We start from the raw sequence: 19,025 nt of genomic DNA, 5'->3' as shown, positions 1-19,025 counted from the left end.
GATGGTTTGTTGTTGGGAGAATGGACACGGTTAGACAGGAATATCAGGAAGTGGCTTCGATAGCAATCTGCTTATTGCGGGGAGCTTTGGCTGCGGTTTGCTGTTATTAAGGGGCTTTACTAAGGTTGTTTGAATGTTTCAGACGGCCTTAATAATATAGGGTTCAAGATGAGGCTATGCTATGATAGGCGCCTGATTGGTGTTTGAAAAATGGAAATGATTGATATGTCTTGGACAGTAAACGACAGTGCAGGCTTGTATGGTATCCGCCATTGGGGCGACCGTTATTTCTCTGTAAGCGAGCAGGGGCATGTGGTTGTGAAGCCGAATGACGATAGTGATGTGCAGGTTGATTTATACGATTTGGTCAGTCAGCTGAATGAGCGCGGACAAGATTTGCCGATGTTGTTTCGCTTCCCTGATATTCTGCAAGACCGTGTGGCGCTTCTATGCGCAGCTTTTAATCGGTCTATCCGTAAAAATGAGTATCGGGGGCAATATACTGCGATTTATCCGATTAAGGTTAACCAACAAGAATCAGTGGTTAAAAACATTATCGTGCCGAAAAACGATGAAGTATCCATTGGTTTGGAAGCCGGTTCAAAGCCCGAACTGATGATTGTATTGGCTTTTGCACCTAAAGGCGGCACCATTGTATGCAATGGTTATAAAGACCGTGAATTTATCCGCCTCGCACTGATGGGGCAGCGGCTCGGCCACCAAGTGTTTATCGTGATTGAGAAAGAATCCGAAGTAGACTTGGTGATTGAAGAATCTAAAAATCTCGGTGTCAAAGCCAATCTCGGCCTGCGGGTACGCTTGTCTTCGCTGGCTTCCAGCAAATGGGCGGACACCGGCGGCGATAAAGGCAAATTTGGTTTATCGGCGGCGCAATTGATTTCCGCGGCTGAAAAGCTGACTGCCGCAGGCCTGGCTGACACGGTCAAACTGATGCATTTTCATATGGGTTCGCAAATTTCCAATATTTCAGACTATCGAACCGGCTTTAAAGAAGCTGTGCGTTATTTTGCAGAATTGCGCGATTTGGGTTTGCCGATTGAATATGTCGATGTCGGCGGGGGGCTGGGTGTGGATTACGACGGCACTCATTCGCGCAATGCCAGCTCAATCAATTACGATATTGGCGAATATTCGCACGTAATCGTTTCAATGTTGGCCGAATATTGCAATGAAAACAACGTACCGCATCCCAATATTTTTTCCGAATCCGGCCGTGCGATGACGGCGCATCATGCTGTATTGGTGATGAACGTCACCGATGTTGAGCGCTTGCCCGAACATATTCCTGAAATTGAAGACGAAGAGGCGCTGTCGTTTGCCACTAAAAAGCTGATTACCAAGCTGGAAGATGCCAACGACAGTGAAATGGTTACGGAAACGTATTACCGTATCGGCCATTATCTCACTGAGGTCATCGGTTTATATCTTGAAGGCAAAGTATCCTTACGCGAAAAAGCCTTGGCCGAACAATTGCATGCCGTATTGTGCCGCCGTCTGAAAAGCCAGCTGCAAGCCAGCCAGCGCTCTCAGCGGCAAGTGTTTGACGACCTGACTGATAAGCTGGCCGACAAATATTTTTGCAATTTTTCCGTATTCCAAAGCCTGCCCGACACTTGGGCCATCGGCCAGGTGTTGCCGATTATGCCGATTCACCGGCTTAACGAAAAACCTGCCCGCCGCGCCATTTTGCAAGATCTGACCTGCGATTCAGACGGCAAAGTCAGCCAATATGTTGATCAGCAAAGCATCGAATCGAGTATGCCCATACACGAACCGCGCACAGGCGAACCCTATCTGCTCGGTGTATTTATGGTGGGTGCTTACCAGGAAATTCTCGGCGATATGCATAACCTCTTTGGTGACACCGATTCGGTCAACGTTTACGTACGCGACAATGGGCATATCGAATTCGGCGGTATGGAGGAGCACGACACCATCGAAGACATGCTGCGCTATGTGCACCTTTCACCCGAAGAAGTGCTGAACAAGTTTGAAGAAAAATCACGTTGGGCGAAACTGGGCAAGCTGGAGCACAATTTATACTTTGCCGAATTCTGCCGCGGTTTGAAACAAAGTTCGTATTTGAGTTTGGAAGATAACGGCTGATTTTTTCCCAAGCAAGCGCATGATGAACATAGGCCGTCTGAAAAGGCATTTCAGACGGCCTTGATTTGGCACTAATTACAACACATTAAGCCCCGATAGAACCTAAAAATGTAAATGACATTATCGCATCAGTGCAAGCAATGGCATAATATGCGGTAGTCTCGAATTTGAATAATAAATCAGCGGCAGCAAGCCGCATCCAGTTGAACCAACACATAACAGGCCGACGGCTTATGAAACTGAAAAAAATACCCCATCAATTTAGATTGAAACCTATCTGCGCCATCTTCGGTCTGCTGCTGGTCGCGCCGACAGTCTGGGCGGTCGCGTATCCAACTGTGCCGCTTGCTTTGACTGGTGGGCAGAGTTCTGTTCCACCTAACGTATTGTTGTTTATTGATAACTCCGGAAGTATGGCCGAAAATCTACCCGGGGGGCTAACCAAGGCAGCGGTGGCACAAAGGGCTGCAAAGGATGTTATTAAAAGTGAAGAAAGCCGGAAGTTGCGCTGGGGCCTAGCGAGTTTTGGTGGGCGCATGGTTAATTCAAATTCGGGACCTTTTGCAGGTGCAGCCATTCGTTTTCCGGTTCAGGCAATTGATTCCAATACCAGCTACAGCGATCTGGTTTCGGCCATTGACAGCCTGAACTTCAATACAGGCACACCCTCGACATCAGCTTTTTACGAACTGACTCGTTATTTCCGCGGCATGAACACCGCTTATGCAGGTGCCAGCGGACAGTCTGTGGGTGTGGCTTATAAAAGCCCGATTGAATACCGTTGCCAAAAAAACTTCATTATTTTTATTTCAGACGGCCAGCCTAATACCACTGATTGGTATCCTGATTGGTACCCAAAACAAAGCTACCCGGTTAATAGTATTTACCGGCGCACTTGGCGGGGCACCTACACCAATGGTTGGACACTTACTAGGATAATTACAATTAATGACAATGGTTACAGGCCTTTGGGTATCGCAGCAGATGAATCTGGCAATAATAGTGGCTTGGGTATATTCGGCACAGGAAAATCGGGCATGCCGTTTGGAGATGCTTCATCCAGCTTGTTTACAGGTGAGCGTGAACAAAACGAGATTTATACCTGCTCTGAAAATAACACCTGCGCCATGTATACGGAGTTGGGCATGTCGCACTTTACCGATATCGCGCATAATCAGGATTTGATTACCAAAGACATGAATCTGGGTTATGGCAAGGGGCGCGACAAAGAAAACGGTGAGTTTGATGATAAAAATTTCAAAAATCAAACCATCACAACACACACCATTGGTTTCGGTGAGCACATCCCGATGATGAGCTATGCTGCTGAAAAAGGTGGTGGCACTTATCATTATGTAAGCGGTGATAGAAGCAGTGTTACGAATTTGACGGCGGCAATCCGGGATATTGTGAATAATGTTTCTACCGCTGTCGCAGACTTTTCATCCGCCGCCCCCGAAATCAGCCGTGCCGATAATCAGATTACCTCCGCCCAAACGCTGTCGTTGAACACGGCCAATTGGTCGAGCCAGCTGCGCTTTTATGCCGTGGGCGAAAATAATGTGATTAATCCCGACAGCTACACGCTTGCCAACTATGCACCGGCCAACTCAGTTGCCGTGATCAGCACCGATAACGGCGCGCAACGTTTGGCGGACAGCAATACCGCATTGAATAACCGGGTGTTTTCACTGCCCGCAAATGCGGAAGCAACGCAATGGCAGCGCTTGGCAAACTGGCTGACCCGCCGCGCTGATGATGCCGCTACCGGCTACCGTGTGCGCTCGCCTGAGGCTGATCGCTATCTGGGCGATGTGTTGGGCAGCAGCCTGACCGCCTTGGGGTTGGCCAGCAAAAGCGGTTATGATTATGGTGCCTCCAATCAGGAATTTCTGGCGGTCGGCTCGAATGACGGCATGGCTCACATTTACCGTAAAACCGGCATCGCCAATGATGCGTATACCGATGTTTTCCAATATATTCCCGGCCTTGCGCGCAATCAGGAAAACAAAACCATCAACGAGCGCCTGCAACTTACGGCGGCGGAAGGCTATGGCGCCCAAAACCCAAACACCCATCAAAATCTGGTCAACGGCCCCATCAGTTGGCATGAAACCTTTGCTGCCGACAACCGCAGCCGTGTGTATCTGACCGGCACGTTAGGGCAGGGCGGCAGGGCGGCTTATGCGTTGAATATTGCCGGGGTTGACAGCAATAACAGCCTGGTCGGCCTGGATGGCGGCAATCAGACGGCCAATGTGCCGCTGTGGGATACCTCCTCGGCGCAAATCGGTGCAGCCAAAGCAGGGGTAGACGGCATCATCGGCCATACCTTCGGGCTGCCCTTCAACGGACGCGTGGCGCTGGCAGGCAGCGTGGCTGCAAAAGCCGCACAATATCAATCAGATATCCGCTATGTCACCCTATTGGGCAGCGGCTTTGATCCGGCCGCCGATGCGGAAGGCAATTACCCGGTGCCGTCGGTGTTTGTGCTCGACAGCTTGGGCATTAATGCCGGCGCTGATGCTTCGGGCCGTTATTTGAACCCGACCACCGCGCCGCAAGGGGCTTTGTTGCGCCGAATCAGCGTGGCCGGCCTGGCAGACAATATCAGCACCGCCACCCCCAAAGGGCTGACTTCGCCCACCGGATTGGATATCGACGGCGACGGCTTGTGGGATGTCGCTTATGCGGGCGATCAAAACGGTAATGTTTACCGTTTTGATTTCCGCGCCGAACAAAGCAGATGGAATGCGGAAATTATCTTTAAAGGCAGCAGCAGCCAGCCGGTAACCGCGCAGCCGAATGTTTACCGCAGCACCCTCAATGGCCGCGTTACCGTGCTGTTCGGCACCGGCAGCGAGCTTTACAGCAGTGATTTGCATGATACCGGCTTGCAGCACTTTTACGGCATTCAAGACCCGCTCACCGATCAGGCCGATATCGGCGGCGATTTGCCGGCAAGCCAATCAGGGCTTTATCCGCTCACACCCGCCAGCACCGCCTTACTGGCGCGCAGCTACCGGCAATCCGGCGAACGCCGTTGGTTTACCGATTTGCAGGCATTTGATTACAGCGCCCATAAAGGTTGGTATATGGCACTCACCGATAACGGCACTTTGGAAGGCGAGCGCGTGGTCACCATGCCCGAAGTGGGCGGCACAAAAAGCCGCGGCGGCTCGGTGTTGTTTACCACCCGCATCTTCAAGCCCGTTGTCAGCAGCAACACACCCAGTTGCACCGCGCCGGCCGCCACCGCTGCGTCGGGCTTCCTGATGGCGGTTAACGCAGAAACCGGCGGACGTGCGCCCGGGTTGCGGTTTTTGAAAGATGATCAAGACATGATCGGCATGTATTACGGCGGCAGCCTTTCCGCACCGAAACTGTATAGCAGCAATACTTTTGACCAAGGCGTGTTCGGCGGCTCCCGCTCCGGCGCTTCTTATCGTTTCAACAGCAACCCCGTGATTCCGCCCGGCTGCACGCGTGATACGGCGCAAGTGGGGGTGGCCAGCAGTCAAAGCGGTGCTTCGGTGTTGGAGATGTATTGCCCGGCTTCGCCCTCGATCAGGCGCATTTCATGGCGTGAGATTTTTTAAAACACCTGTTTTCACTGCCCGGCGCCGGAAATCATCCCGCATTGCGATTCTCTTCTTGAGCCTCAGGCGCTTTTCGATTAAAATGCATTGCTTCTGAGGCATGCGCGCCATGCTCCAAAAAGCACGTAACACAGCTTGTTTGCAAGCTGCGGGGCGTGTTTTTTTTTAGCCAAATATTTACAGGCCGTCTGAAACCTCTGCATCATACCCATGCATCAAAATCAGCTGATTGCGCTTACTTTCATGCATAGGCATCAAACCGCTTTCAGACGGCCTGATTCAAGCATACAATCAATGATTATCAGGCAAACAGGACATCCATCATGACAACAAACGCCATTCTTGTGTTGGCAGACGGCAGCGTGTTTCACGGCACTTCGGTCGGCTATCACGGCACCACTTCGGGCGAGGTGGTTTTCAATACTTCGATGACCGGCTATCAGGAGATCCTGACCGACCCTTCATACGCCAAACAAATCGTTACCCTCACTTATCCGCACATCGGCAACACCGGCACCAACGGCGAAGATGTGGAAAGCCGCGCCGTGTATGCCGCCGGCCTGATTATCCGCGACCTGCCGCTTTTGCACAGCAACTTCCGTGCCGATGAAAGTTTGCAAGAATATCTGGTGCGCAACCAAACCGTGGCGATTGCCGATATCGACACCCGCCGCCTCACCCGCATCCTGCGCGACAAAGGCGCACAAGCGGGCGCGATTTTGGTGGGCGAAGATGCCACCGAAGCCAAAGCCCAAGCGCTGATTGCCGAATTCGGCAGCATGGTGGGCAAGGATTTGGCTAAAGAAGTAACGTGCGCTCAAGCCTACGAATGGAACGAAGGCGAATGGAAATTGGGCGAAGGTTTCGGCAATCCGGCCAAACAATACCATGTGGTGGCTTACGATTTCGGCGTCAAAACCAATATCTTGCGTATGCTCGCCGAACGCGGCTGCCGCCTCACCGTGGTGCCTGCGCAAACACCTGCTGAAGATGTGCTGGCGCTCAATCCTGACGGCGTATTTTTGTCGAACGGCCCGGGCGACCCCGAACCGTGTGATTACGCCATTGCCGCCGTGCAAAAATTATTGGCAAGCAAAAAACCGCTGTTCGGCATCTGCCTCGGCCACCAATTGCTCGGCTTGGCAGTGGGCGGCCAAACCCGAAAAATGCCCTTCGGCCACCACGGCGCCAACCATCCGGTGCAAGACTTGGACAGCGGCAAAGTGATGATTACCAGCCAAAACCACGGCTTTGAAGTCGATGCCGCCAGCCTGCCCGAGCATGTGCGCATCACGCATCAATCGCTGTTTGACGGCTCGCTGCAAGGTATCGAACTGACCGGACAGGCTGCGTTTTCATTCCAAGGCCACCCCGAAGCCAGCCCCGGCCCGCATGATGTGGCTTACTTGTTTGATAAATTTATCGACAATATGAAAGCGGCCAAGGGCGTTTGAGGCCGTCTGAAAGCGTGTGCACTTGGCACTCAAATCATGCCTGTAAAAAGATTGCTATCCGGAGCATTTTAGATGTCTCATGCATTCACACAAAGCTTATCGTATTATTTAGAATGTTTTGATCGTTTGAACTGTGCCAAGCACCGAATATTGGGTGTTGCACCACATAAGCCTATTTTGCTTTTAAGCATCATCCGCTTGTTTGAGCACGGCAGTATAAGGGGTTGCGAGATTGAAATTAGCGATGAATTAGAAGCAATGTTTTATCAGGTATGGCAAGAATATGTGCACACGAGACATCATGCCCGTTTTGCTCTGCCGTTTTACCATATGCAAACCGAGCCATTTTGGTTTTTAAATATCAATGAACCGCATCGCTTATTGGCGCAGCAAAAAGACCAAATGAGATATATCAAACAGCTGAAGAAAGCGGTGCATTCTGCTTCGATTGATGATGCACTGGCGGATTATTTGGCAGATGAACGAAATCGGGATATTTTGCGCGAATTTCTTGTGGTACGTTATTTTTCGCCGCCGAAACTGGAGCAGCAGCAAGCAAGTGATTCGAACGTGCAAGATTTCATCAAGCATTTGATGTTTGTACTGCCGAAGCGGGCAGAGCGTTTAGTATTGAAAGCTGCATAATGTTCGGCATCACCGATTTACCGACCTACATCATCGGCACCATTGCCGTTATTCTGCTGCCCGGCCCCAATTCCATGTATTGTTTGGCGGTGGCTGGGCAGCATGGTGTAAAAGCCGCTTACCGCTCGGTGGCCGGGATTCTGCTCGGCGACAGCGTGCTGATGCTGGCCACGGTGCTGGGTGCGGGCGCCTTGCTCAAAGCGGTGCCGGAATTGTTTCATGCGTTGAAGCTGGTGGGCGGTTTGTATTTGGCTTATATCGGCTGGAACCTGCTGCGCGGTGCGGCAAAAAAATGGCAGGCGCGCATGAGGCCGTCTGAAAGCGAAACGCCGTTTGAAAATCCTGCCCAAATGCCGCGTCATATTTTCAAACGCGCGCTGCTGCTGAGCTTGACCAATCCGAAAGCGATATTGTTTTTCCTATCGTTTTTCGTGCAATTTGCCGACCCTGCCTATCCGCAGCCGGGGCTGACCTTTCTGGCGCTGTCGGTGATTCTGCAAATCATCAGCTTTGCCTATCTGAGTATGCTGATATTTGCCGGTTTGCGCCTCACCCGTGCGTTCAGACGGCATCAACAAGCTTCGGCGCTGGGTATGGGCACGGTGGGTGCGATGTTTGTCGGCTTTGCCGTAAAACTGTGGACAGCGGCGGTTTGAGGCCGTCTGAAAGGAAATCATGCGCGAATATGCATTTAAAATTGTGAACGTGTTTGCCGAAAGCCATTTCGGCGGCAATCCGTTGGCGGTATTTCCCGATGCGGTAGGCTTGAATGATGATGAAATGCAGCAAATCGCCCGCCAGTTTAACCTGAGCGAAACCGTGTTTGCCTTTGCCGGCAGCAACGGCGCGGCAGCGGATGTGCGCATTTTTACGCCCGGCTATGAATTACCGCTGGCGGGGCACCCGTTGGTCGGTGTGGCGGCGGTGTTGCAACAGCAGCAGGGGCTGCCCGAAAAATTTGTGTTGAACACGCGTGCAAAAGCTGTGCTGATGCAGGGTTCAGACGGCCTGATGGCATTGCAGATTCAGGGCTATCAAGGTGAATCGATGGCGTTGCCGAGCGGCAAGCTGTTTGAAATTACCGGTATTCCGGCTGATAAAACCGCTGCTCAAGCTTTTCGTTTGAACAGCGGCGTCGCGCAGATTCTGTTGCAGGTATTTGATGTGACCGCGTTGAAAAACATTCGTGTGGATTTGGCGGCATTGCGCAGTATTTATGCGCCGTCTGAAACCCATGTGATGATTTATCTGTGGTGCGAACAGGGTGATATCGTTTATTCGCGCATGTTTTTTGAGCAAAACGGCGCATTGGTGGAAGACAGCGGCACCGGTTCTGCCGCCGCCAACCTCGGCGCCTATTATGCCTTGCACGGCCAAAGTCCGCTTGAGCGCACGATTCATCAGGGCGATGAGATGGGCCGCCCCAACCGCCTGTATTTGCGTGTGGATGCCGATGAAAATATTGGGGTAGGCGGGCGCGTGGTGAACGTGGGCGAGGGCGCGTTTAGGTTGCCGTGAGCGGAGCAAAACCATGTCGGAAAAACTGTTGGCCAACAACAATGCCGAACTGCTCAATCATGCGAAAGTCATGCGGCGGGAAATGACCGACGCCGAGCAACGCCTGTGGCATTATCTGAGAGCAGGCCGTCTGAACGGCTATAAATTCCGCCGCCAACAGCCGATGGGCCGTTATATCGTAGATTTTGTATGCGTAACCCCCAAGCTGATTGTAGAAGCCGATGGCGGCCAACATGCCGAACAGGCCGAATATGATGAAGAGCGAAGCCAGTATTTGCATGGTTTGGGTTTTACCGTGTTGCGGTTTTGGAACGATGAAATTTTGCGGCAAACGGATGATGTATTGGCGCAAATTTTAAGCGTATTGCAGGCGTTGGCAAGGCCGCCTGAAAAATAAGACCAAACCTTGGCAGCTCTTCATTTAAAGGTGCTGAAGCGTGGGCAAGCCCTCTCCCCGGCCCTCCCCCGCGGGGGAGGGAGTAGATGGCCGTAGTGTTGGAAGATGGCAGGAAAAACAACGTTTGCTTAAACCGGCCATCTTTAACCTGACAGTAACCTGATTCCCTCTCCCGTGGGAGAGGGTTAGGGAGAGGGCAGCAAGCCGCAAGGCTTGCATGCGGGGGGAAACCCGGCAAGATTGATTTCGGGCGGGCATCAGGAAAGCGCAAAGGCCGTCTGAAAAATAAAGGCCAAACATTGGTAGCTCTTCAATTTAAAGGTGCTGAAGCGTGGGCAAGCCCTCTCCCCAGCCCTCCCCCGTGGGGGAGGGAGCAGGTTGCAGTAGCGTTGAAGATGGCGGGAAAAACAACGTTTGCCCAAACCTGCTATTGCTAATTCAACAGCAACTTGATTCCCTCTCCCGTGGGAGAGGGTTAGGGAGAGGGCAGCAAGCCGCAAGGCTTGCATGCGGGGGGAAACCCGGCAAGATTGATTTCAGACAGATCAGAAAATAACAAAGGCCGTCTGAAAATATGGGGTGAAGATGCGGTAAATTACTTGACCCCGACCAAGCCCTCTCCCCAGCCCTCCCCCACGGGGGGAGGGAGTAGATGGCCGTAGTGTTGAAAGATTGCAGGAAAAAACAACGTTTGCCCAAACCTGCCGCCGCCATCCCGACAGAAACTCAATTCCCTCTCCCGTGGGAGAGGGTTAGGGAGAGGGCAGCAAGCCGCAAGGCTTGCATGCGGGGGAAACCCGGCAAGATTGATTTCAGGCGGGCATCAGGAAAGCGCAAAGGCCGTCTGAAAAATAAAGGCCAAACATTGGTAGCTCTTCATTTAAAGGTGCTGAAGCGTGGGCAAGCCCTCTCCCCGGCCCTCCCCCACGAGGGGAGGGAGTAGATGGCAGTAACGTTGAAGATAGCGGAAGAAAACAACGTTTGCCCAAACCTGCTATTGCCAACTCAACAGTAACCCAATTCCCTCTCCCGTGGGAGAGGGTTAGGGAGAGGGCAGCAAGCCGCAAGGCTTGCGATTGTGTGAAGTGCGGCGTTGTTTTCAGGTGGCTTTCAAGCAGCGGATATTCATTAAAGCAGTGGGCATTCAATTAAAGACAAACATGCATATAAAAAATAAAATCAAGCGCAGTTATTGTGCCTTATCGGCTGTTTTGCTGGCCGTTTTGCCGGTAAGCGCGTATGCCGAGCCTGCTGTGCCGTCATGGCAAAGCTGTCATCGGGCTGAATTCAAAAGCTGGTTTACTGCCGACAATCCCGCCGAGCCGAGTCTGCAATGTGCATGGCTGGGTGTGCCGCTGTCTTATCAGGCAGACGATGCCGCCGCGCCTGCCCGCGAGGTAAAGCTGGCGCTTACCCGTCTGCCTGCCAAAGCAGCCAAAGGCAGCATTGTGTTTATTGCCGGCGGGCCCGGGGAATCGGGCATCAACCCGAATGTGGCAGCAAGCGCGGCCACACGGCATTTGCTGCGCGAATACGATTTAATCGGCTATGCACCGCGCGGCGTGGCTCCGTCTGTGCCGGCCATCGCCTGCCCGCTGCCCGAAGGCGCGCCGGCCGATGATGGTAAGGCTTTTGTAGATGCCTGCGTAAAAGGCACGGGTGCAGATACCCTGAAATATTTGAGCACCCGTGAAGCCGTGGAAGATGTTGAATCTATCCGCCGCGCTTTGGCGGTATCCAAGTTGAATCTGATCGGCTATTCCTACGGCACCAAAGTGGCGGCGCTGTATGCCGAGCGCTATCCCGCTCATCTGCGCGCCGCCGTGCTCGACGGCGTGGTAGACTTGGCAGAAGACTTTACCGCCCAACGTATGGCGCAGGAGCAGGGCTATCAGCAAACTTTTGAGCGCTTTGCCGAATGGTGTGCGGAAAACCGGCGCCATTGCCCGCTGGCAGCCGCGCCCGATCAGGCCGTCAGCCGCCTGCATACTTTGTTGGCGCGCCTTGATCAGGCGCCGTTGCGCGATCAAAAAGGCGAAACCATTGATGCCGATGCACTCATCGGCCTGATGGGCGACAATATGCTGTGGCAGGAAGACTGGCCGGATTTGGCGCAAGCCCTCATTGGTTTGCAGCAAGGCCGCAGCGGCGGCTACAACCGCTTGAAATACCGTGCAGAACCGGCCGGCGATGAAGACGCGCTCACCGTCATCAACTGTGCCGATGCCGCCTTGCAACTGCCGAGGCAGCAAGAATTGCAGCGTTTGCGCCAAATCGATGCGGCTTCGCGTTTCGACAACTATCGTGTGAAAAGCGATGAAGCATTGTTGGAGCCGTGCTCGTATTGGCCGCATCCCGGCACCGATACGGCACACACGCCCCAACCCGACAGCAAGCTGCCGAAACTGCTGTTTGTGGCGCAAACCCACGACGGCACCACGCCTTACCGCAATGCCGAAAAGATGGCAAAAGCCTTTAACAGCCACCTGCTCACCCGCAACGGCAACGGCCACACGCTGGCCTTGCAAGGCTTGAGCGCGTGTGTTGATAAACAAGTGGCTGCTTATTTGCGCCATCCGGCGGCGTTTAAGCAAACGCAGCTGTGCGGCAGTGAATAAACAACAGGCCGTCTGAAGCTTTGTTCAGACGGCATACAGACTCTATTGAAAATAAACCTGAGCGAGAAAAACCATGCCCAAACGTACCGACCTAAAATCCATCTTAATCATCGGCGCCGGCCCGATTGTAATCGGCCAAGCCTGTGAATTCGACTATTCCGGCGCGCAGGCCTGTAAGGCTTTGCGTGAGGAAGGTTATAAAGTGATTTTGGTGAACTCCAATCCCGCCACGATTATGACCGACCCCGACATGGCCGATGTGACCTATATCGAGCCGATTATGTGGCAAACGGTTGAGAAGATTATCGCCAAAGAGCGCCCCGATGCGATTTTGCCGACCATGGGCGGCCAAACGGCGCTCAACTGTGCGCTGGATTTGGCCAAACACGGCGTGTTGGCGAAATACGATGTCGAGCTGATCGGCGCAACTGAAGATGCCATCGACAAAGCGGAAGACCGCGGCCGTTTTAAAGAGGCGATGGACAAAATCGGCCTCTCTACGCCGAAATCGTTTGTTTGCCACACCATGGAACAATCGCTGGCGGCGCAGACGGAAGTGGGCTTTCCCACACTGATCCGCCCCTCGTTTACGATGGGCGGCTCGGGCGGTGGCATTGCCTACAATAAAGACGAATTTCTGGCGATTTGCGAGCGCGGTTTTGATGCATCGCCCACACACGAGCTGCTGATTGAACAATCGGTGTTGGGCTGGAAAGAGTATGAGATGGAAGTGGTGCGCGACCGCAACGACAACTGCATCATCATCTGCTCGATTGAAAACTTCGACCCGATGGGCGTGCACACCGGCGACTCGATTACCGTTGCCCCGGCGCAAACGCTTACCGACAAAGAATACCAAATCATGCGTAACGCCAGCCTGGCGGTGTTGCGTGAAATCGGCGTCGATACCGGCGGCTCGAATGTGCAGTTTGCCATCAATCCGGCCAACGGCGAGATGATTGTGATTGAGATGAATCCGCGCGTGAGCCGCTCTTCTGCACTGGCTTCCAAAGCCACCGGCTTCCCGATTGCCAAAGTGGCGGCCAAACTGGCGGTGGGCTACACCCTCAATGAGCTGCAAAACGATATCACCGGCGGCCGCACGCCGGCTTCGTTTGAGCCGAGTATCGACTATGTGGTTACCAAAATTCCGCGTTTTGCGTTTGAAAAATTCCCTACTGCCGACGACCGCCTCACCACCCAAATGAAATCGGTGGGCGAGGTGATGGCGATGGGACGCACCATTCAAGAGTCGATGCAAAAAGCCCTGCGCGGCCTGGAAACCGGTTTGTGCGGCTTCAACCCGAAAACTGCCGATAAATCCACCATCCGCAGCGAGCTGGCCAATCCCGGCCCCGACCGCATGCTGTATGTGGCCGATGCCTTCCGCGCCGGTTTCAGCAAAGAAGAAGTGTTCGACATCTGCGCCATCGACCCTTGGTTCCTCGCCCAAATCGAAGACTTGGTGCAAGAAGAGCAAAAAGTTTCAGACGGCCAACTAAGCGATTTGGACTATGCTGCATTACGCCGTCTGAAACGCAAAGGTTTTTCCGACAAACGCCTGGCGCAATTGCTGAATATCAGCGAAAAAGCCGTACGCGAGCACCGCTACGGCTTGAAACTGCACCCGGTTTACAAACGCGTGGATACCTGCGCGGCCGAGTTTCAGTCTGACACCGCCTATCTCTATTCCACTTATGAAGAAGAATGCGAAGCGAGGCCGTCTGAAAACAAAAAAGTGATGATTCTCGGCGGCGGTCCCAACCGCATCGGCCAAGGCATCGAGTTTGACTATTGCTGCGTACACGCCGCCTTGGCGCTGCGCGAATCGGGTTTTGAAACCATTATGGTCAACTGCAACCCCGAAACCGTTTCCACCGACTTCGACACCTCCGACCGCCTCTATTTCGAGCCGCTCACGCTGGAAGACGTGCTTGAAATCGTGCGCACCGAAAACCCGTGGGGCGTGATTGTGCATTACGGCGGCCAAACCCCGCTCAAGCTGGCCAACGATTTGGTGGCCAACGGCGTCAACATTATCGGCACCTCCGCCGATTCGATTGATGCCGCCGAAGACCGCGAACGCTTCCAAAAAGTGCTCAACGATCTCGGCCTGCGCCAGCCGCCCAACCGCACCGCCCGCGCCGAAGATGAAGCGCTGGTGTTGGCCGAAGAAATCGGCTATCCGCTGGTGGTGCGCCCCTCCTACGTGTTGGGCGGCCGCGCCATGCAGGTGGTGCATTCGGCCGACGAGCTGAAAACCTATATGCGCGAAGCCGTGCAAGTGTCGAACGACAGCCCCGTGTTGCTCGATTTCTTCCTCAACAACGCCATCGAAGTTGATGTCGACTGCGTTTCAGACGGCCAAGAGGTGGTGATTGGCGGCATCATGCAACACGTTGAGCAAGCCGGCATCCACTCGGGCGATTCCGGCTGCTCGCTGCCGCCATACTCGCTCAGCGAAGAGGTGCAAGACGAAATCCGCCGTCAAACCAAAGCTATGGCCTACGCCTTAAACGTGGTCGGCCTGATGAACGTGCAGTTTGCCGTACAAGACGGCGTGGTGTATGTGCTCGAAGTCAACCCGCGTGCCTCACGCACCGCACCGTTTGTGTCAAAAGCCACCGGCATGCCGCTGGCCAAAGTGGGCGCACGCGCCATGGCCGGTATCAGTTTGAAATCACAAGGCATTGAAAAAGAAGTGATTCCTGATTTTTACGCCGTTAAAGAAGCCGTGTTCCCGTTTATCAAATTCCCCGGCGTAGACACCATTCTCGGCCCCGAAATGCGCTCCACCGGCGAAGTGATGGGCGTGGGCGCCACCTTCTCCGAAGCCTATTTGAAAGCACAACTGGGCGCCGGCGAACGCCTGCCCGAAAGCGGCAAAGTTTTCCTCGCCGTGCGCGATGAAGACAAACCGATGGTGCTGAAAACCGCCAAAAACTTCCAGCAGCTCGGCTACAGCCTTATCGCCACCCGCGGCACTGCTGCATATCTGCAAGAACACGGCGTGGAAGGCGTGGAAGTGGTCAACAAAGTGCTCGAAGGCCGCCCGCACATCGTCGATGCCATCAAAAACGGCGATATCGCCGTGGTGATCAACACCGTCAGCAGCGACCCGCAAGGCGTGAAAGACAGCCACAGCATCCGCCGCACCTCGCTTACCCAGCGTGTGCCGCAATACACCACCATCGCCGGCGGCGAGGCGCTCAGCGAAGGCGCCAAAAGCCTCAACAACCTGGGCGTGTACAGCGTGCAGGAATTGCACGGGCGTTTGAAGAAGTGATGTTTGGGTAGTTTGAAGTGAAAGCAGCAGGCCGTCTGAAAAAAGGGTTTCAGACGGCCTGACCGTTATGCAAGCCTTGCGGCTTGTGCCCTCTCCCTAACCCTCTCCCACGGGAGAGGGAATTCGGTTGCGGTTGTGTTTGCCGTTACGCGTGTTTTTACCGTTGCATGTTTTTGCCGTTGCGCATTTTGGCTGGCGTTATTTTCCCGCCAACCTTACCGCTTCAGCAACCTGACTCCCTCCCCTGCGGGGGAGGGCTGGGGAGAGGGCGGCAAACCGCAGGTTTGCTTCATCGCGTATTCCGTCATCATCATTTTCAGACGGCCTGACCATTATTCAAGCCTTGCGGCTTGTGCCCTCTCCCTAACCCTCTCCCACGGGAGAGGGAATTCGGTTACTGTTGTGTTTGCCGTTACGCGTTTTTTTTACCGTTGTGTGTTTTTGCCGTTGCGCATTTTGGCCGGCGTTATTTTCCCGCCAACCTTACCGTTTCAGCAACCTGGCTCCCTCCCCTGTGGGGGAGGGTTGGGGAGAGGGCGGCAAACCGCAGGTTTGCTTCATTGCGCCTTCCGCCATCATCATTTTCAGACGGCCTCACTATTATTCAAGCCTTGCGGCTTGTGCCCCCTCCCTAACCCTCTCCCACGGGAGAGGGAATTCGGTTGCTGTTGTTTTTGCCGTTACGCGTTTTTGCCGTTGCGCATTTTGGTCGGCGTTTATCGCCAATCTTACCGCTTCAGCCGCTTGACTCCCTCCCCTGCGGGGGAGGGCTGGGGAGAGGGCGGCAAACCGCAGGTTTGCTTCATCTCGTATTCCGTCATCATCATTTTCAGACGGCCTGACCGTTATGCAAGCCTCACGGCTTGTGCCCTCTCCCTAACCCTCTCCCGCGGGAGAGGGAACTCGGTTGCTGTTGTGTTTACCGTTGCATGTTTTTGCCGTTGTGCATTTTGGTCGACGTTTGTTTTTCCGCCAATCTTACCGCTTCAGCCGCTTGACTCCCTCCCCTGCGGGGGAGGGCTGGGGAGAGGGCGGCAAACCGCAGGTTTGCTTTATCGCGTATTTCGTCATCATCATTTTCAGACGGCCTGACCGTTATGCAAGCCTTGCGGCTTGTGCCCTCCCTAACCCTCTCCCACGGGAGAGGGAAATCGGTTGCTGTTGTTTTTGCCGTTACGCGTTTTTGCCGTTGCGCATTTTGGTCGGCGTTTATCGCCAATCTTACCGCTTCAGCCGCTTGACTCCCTCCTGTGGGGGAGGGCTGGGGAGAGGGCGGCAAACCACAGGTTTGCTTCATCGCACATCCCACCATCGCCATCATCAGCCTACGGCAACGGCTGGAGGGTGGCTGAAACGGCCGCCAAGTCGTTCAGACGGATGCTATGGGCTTGTAGCAGAGCAATACGCATACGCACCAACTTGTGGTAATCAGGTTCTTCTCGAGTGGTTTTGGCCAACTCGGGCAATTGGAAGGCGCGGGCATAGATTGCCCAAAGTTCTGGGTAAAGCACCCCTTCACAATCTAAAAAAACATATGAATTAACCCGCCGATGCAAGCATCAACATCACCCCAACCCCATCAGCAACACACCGATCATGCGGTTGACGGTTTGCTGTTGCTGCAACAAACGGCTGCGGACGGCGGGGCTGGACAAGACGGTGGCGACAAAGGCAAACCACAGCAAATGCGCAAGCGATATAAACGCGCCGTAGCCGGTTTGAATGCCCAACGGTGGCAGGGTTGATGATTTGGGTAAAAGTGCTGAGCACAAATGGCTTACCTTTGTGAACGGGTATGAAAAATGCACCGTCGGGCAGGTGGGTTTTTCAGACGGCCTTGAGTCATTTATAATGCGTATACGGTATATCGGCGGCAACGCCGGTATGATTGGAGGCCTGAACGGCTGCCCGCACGGGTGAGGGCAGGTTTGGGCGATTTGATAAAGGCAGCGGCTGCATGAGGCCGTCTGAAAAGTGGCGATGAAATTTGCTTTTTTGATGCTTTACCTGATTCAGCTGCTGCCGTTTGCGCTGATTCACAAGTTGGCCGATGCAATCGGCCGGCTGGCTTATTATGCGGTGGTGCCGCGCCGCAAAGTGGGGCAGATTAATCTGCGCCTGTGTTATCCCGAATGGGATGAGGCGCGGCGCAAGGCAGTGTTGCAGCGGCATTTTCAGCATATGGCCAAGCTCTTGTGCGAATACGGCCTGTATTGGTATGCCGATGCGGCGCGCTTGAAAAAGCTGGTGCGCTATCAGGATAAACATTATCTCGATGCAGCGCTGGCGGCGGGCGAAAAAGTGATTTTACTGTATCCGCATTTCACTGCTTTTGAAATGGCGGTTTATACGCTCAATCAGGATGTGCCGCTGGTGAGCATGTATTCGCACCAAAAAAACCGCGCCATGGATGAGCAGATTTTAAAAGGCCGGCACCGCTATCATAATGTGTTTCTGATTGGCCGCAACGAAGGGCTGCGCGCGATTATCAAGCATTTGCGCAAGAGCGATGCGCCGTTTCTTTATCTGCCTGATCAGGATTTCGGCCGCAATGATTCGATATTTGTTGATTTTTTCGGCATTCCCACCGCCACCATTGCCGGCCTGAGCCGCATTGCCGCCATGACCGGCGCCAAAGTGATTCCGGCGATTCCCATCCGCGAAGCCGATAATACGGTAACGTTGCGCTTTTATCCCGCTTGGGAAAACTTCCCCACCGCCAGTGTTGAAGACGACACCCGGCGCATGAACGATTTTATCGAAGCGCGTGTGCGCGAGCACCCCGAGCAGTATTTCTGGCTGCACAAACGTTTTAAAACACGGCCGGAGGGCGAAGCCGGGTTTTATTGAGCAGTTTGCAGGAGTTGGAGATCATGGCTCATTCAAAAAGCAGCCCGACGCTTGCTTTGTTTGACGTGCTGATTGAGGTTAATCGTATGATTGTAAAAGATGATTGAATCAGTGCTGCTTTCCGCTGCCCGTTGTGTCAGCTGGTTTTAGAGAGTGGTTACCGTATGGCGATTTTTTCAGACGGCCTTGAAGCGATTCAAGGCCGTCTGAACGTATCCGGCGGGTATATTCAAGAGTATCGGTAAATTTTGTTAAGAAAATGCAAGGGCATGATTTTGCCTTGCCGCACATGCGTATGGTTTTCTGCTCCCCGTTTGTTGCAGCCTTTATGTCGCTTATTACATACAGTTACGTTGAAATTTTTGAGTAATAATATATTTTTGTAACAATGGTTTAGGATTTGTTTGGGCGAAAAAGGCGGTGATTGCAGTGCTGCAAGCCGGTCGGGCAAGGAAAACAAAGCATTTTTCGAAGAAGAATCTAAAATCATTAATTAAAAATAAATCAATTTATTTTTCAATGGCTTATTAT

13 protein-coding genes are annotated in these 19,025 nt (G+C 53.4%); 11 read left to right on the top strand and 2 right to left on the bottom strand.

What is annotated here, in order from left to right:
• Positions 1-225 precede the first annotated feature (225 nt).
• The 10 genes from speA (at position 226) to LVJ83_RS12355 (ending at position 16,736) form a co-directional block, all read left to right on the top strand.
• On the top strand, positions 226-2,127 hold the full coding sequence (speA, locus tag LVJ83_RS12400; protein ID WP_244784976.1) for an arginine decarboxylase: 1,902 nt from the start codon (positions 226-228) through the stop codon (positions 2,125-2,127).
• Positions 2,128-3,164: 1,037 nt separating this feature from the next.
• A complete protein-coding gene (locus tag LVJ83_RS12395; protein ID WP_244784975.1) occupies positions 3,165-5,726 on the top strand; it encodes a pilus assembly protein in 2,562 nt (853 codons plus the stop codon).
• A gap of 323 nt (positions 5,727-6,049) precedes the next feature.
• Positions 6,050-7,180 (top strand): glutamine-hydrolyzing carbamoyl-phosphate synthase small subunit, encoded by a 1,131-nt coding sequence (gene carA, locus LVJ83_RS12390; protein ID WP_244784974.1) that lies wholly within the window; start codon positions 6,050-6,052, stop codon positions 7,178-7,180.
• Between the two features lie 72 nt (positions 7,181-7,252).
• Entirely contained in the window at positions 7,253-7,825 is a 573-nt protein-coding gene (locus tag LVJ83_RS12385) for a hypothetical protein (protein ID WP_244784973.1), read from the top strand.
• Complete coding sequence (leuE, locus tag LVJ83_RS12380; RefSeq protein ID WP_244784972.1) at positions 7,825-8,481, top strand: leucine efflux protein LeuE; 657 nt, start codon at positions 7,825-7,827, stop codon at positions 8,479-8,481. Before LVJ83_RS12385 ends, leuE begins: the two co-directional genes overlap by 1 nt.
• 19 nt (positions 8,482-8,500) lie before the next feature.
• A complete protein-coding gene (locus tag LVJ83_RS12375; protein ID WP_244784971.1) occupies positions 8,501-9,343 on the top strand; it encodes a PhzF family phenazine biosynthesis protein in 843 nt (280 codons plus the stop codon).
• Positions 9,344-9,356: 13 nt separating this feature from the next.
• Positions 9,357-9,740, top strand: coding sequence for an endonuclease domain-containing protein (locus tag LVJ83_RS12370; RefSeq protein ID WP_244784970.1), 384 nt, complete (start codon positions 9,357-9,359; stop codon positions 9,738-9,740).
• Positions 9,741-10,900: 1,160 nt separating this feature from the next.
• On the top strand, positions 10,901-12,358 hold the full coding sequence (locus LVJ83_RS12365; RefSeq protein ID WP_244784969.1) for an alpha/beta hydrolase: 1,458 nt from the start codon (positions 10,901-10,903) through the stop codon (positions 12,356-12,358).
• A 73-nt stretch (positions 12,359-12,431) separates the two neighbouring features.
• Positions 12,432-15,644 carry a carbamoyl-phosphate synthase large subunit gene (gene carB / locus LVJ83_RS12360; protein WP_244784968.1) on the top strand — a complete coding sequence of 1,071 codons (3,213 nt, stop codon included), beginning with the start codon at positions 12,432-12,434 and terminating at the stop codon, positions 15,642-15,644.
• A gap of 135 nt (positions 15,645-15,779) precedes the next feature.
• Positions 15,780-16,736: a hypothetical protein gene (locus LVJ83_RS12355; protein ID WP_244784967.1), complete on the top strand. Its 957-nt coding sequence runs from the start codon at positions 15,780-15,782 to the stop codon at positions 16,734-16,736.
• Between the two features lie 233 nt (positions 16,737-16,969).
• Here LVJ83_RS12355 and LVJ83_RS12350 read toward each other — a convergent pair whose 3' ends face one another.
• Together LVJ83_RS12350 and LVJ83_RS12345 are read right to left on the bottom strand one after the other, a co-directional pair.
• The gene (locus tag LVJ83_RS12350; protein ID WP_244784966.1) at positions 16,970-17,155 is read right to left on the bottom strand and encodes an HAD family hydrolase; all 186 of its coding nucleotides are present in this window, start codon (positions 17,153-17,155) and stop codon (positions 16,970-16,972) included.
• 54 nt (positions 17,156-17,209) lie between these two features.
• Positions 17,210-17,416 (bottom strand): hypothetical protein, encoded by a 207-nt coding sequence (locus tag LVJ83_RS12345; protein ID WP_244784965.1) that lies wholly within the window; start codon positions 17,414-17,416, stop codon positions 17,210-17,212.
• A gap of 208 nt (positions 17,417-17,624) precedes the next feature.
• On the opposite strand from LVJ83_RS12345, the gene LVJ83_RS12340 reads away from it, so the two are divergent.
• Positions 17,625-18,494 carry a lipid A biosynthesis lauroyl acyltransferase gene (locus LVJ83_RS12340; RefSeq protein ID WP_244784964.1) on the top strand — a complete coding sequence of 290 codons (870 nt, stop codon included), beginning with the start codon at positions 17,625-17,627 and terminating at the stop codon, positions 18,492-18,494.
• Positions 18,495-19,025 lie beyond the last annotated feature (531 nt).

The organism is Uruburuella testudinis (assembly GCF_022870865.1).
Taxonomy (GTDB): domain Bacteria; phylum Pseudomonadota; class Gammaproteobacteria; order Burkholderiales; family Neisseriaceae; genus Neisseria; species Neisseria testudinis.
This window is presented reverse-complemented; position numbering and strand designations above follow the sequence as displayed.

Coding starts and splice junctions, on each gene's coding strand:
- speA (WP_244784976.1), top strand. CDS start 226: ATGTCTTGGACAGTAAACGACAGTGCAGGCTTGTATGGTATCCGCCAT.
- LVJ83_RS12395 (WP_244784975.1), top strand. CDS start 3,165: ATGCCGTTTGGAGATGCTTCATCCAGCTTGTTTACAGGTGAGCGTGAA.
- carA (WP_244784974.1), top strand. CDS start 6,050: ATGACAACAAACGCCATTCTTGTGTTGGCAGACGGCAGCGTGTTTCAC.
- LVJ83_RS12385 (WP_244784973.1), top strand. CDS start 7,253: ATGTCTCATGCATTCACACAAAGCTTATCGTATTATTTAGAATGTTTT.
- leuE (WP_244784972.1), top strand. CDS start 7,825: ATGTTCGGCATCACCGATTTACCGACCTACATCATCGGCACCATTGCC.
- LVJ83_RS12375 (WP_244784971.1), top strand. CDS start 8,501: ATGCGCGAATATGCATTTAAAATTGTGAACGTGTTTGCCGAAAGCCAT.
- LVJ83_RS12370 (WP_244784970.1), top strand. CDS start 9,357: ATGTCGGAAAAACTGTTGGCCAACAACAATGCCGAACTGCTCAATCAT.
- LVJ83_RS12365 (WP_244784969.1), top strand. CDS start 10,901: ATGCATATAAAAAATAAAATCAAGCGCAGTTATTGTGCCTTATCGGCT.
- carB (WP_244784968.1), top strand. CDS start 12,432: ATGCCCAAACGTACCGACCTAAAATCCATCTTAATCATCGGCGCCGGC.
- LVJ83_RS12340 (WP_244784964.1), top strand. CDS start 17,625: ATGAAATTTGCTTTTTTGATGCTTTACCTGATTCAGCTGCTGCCGTTT.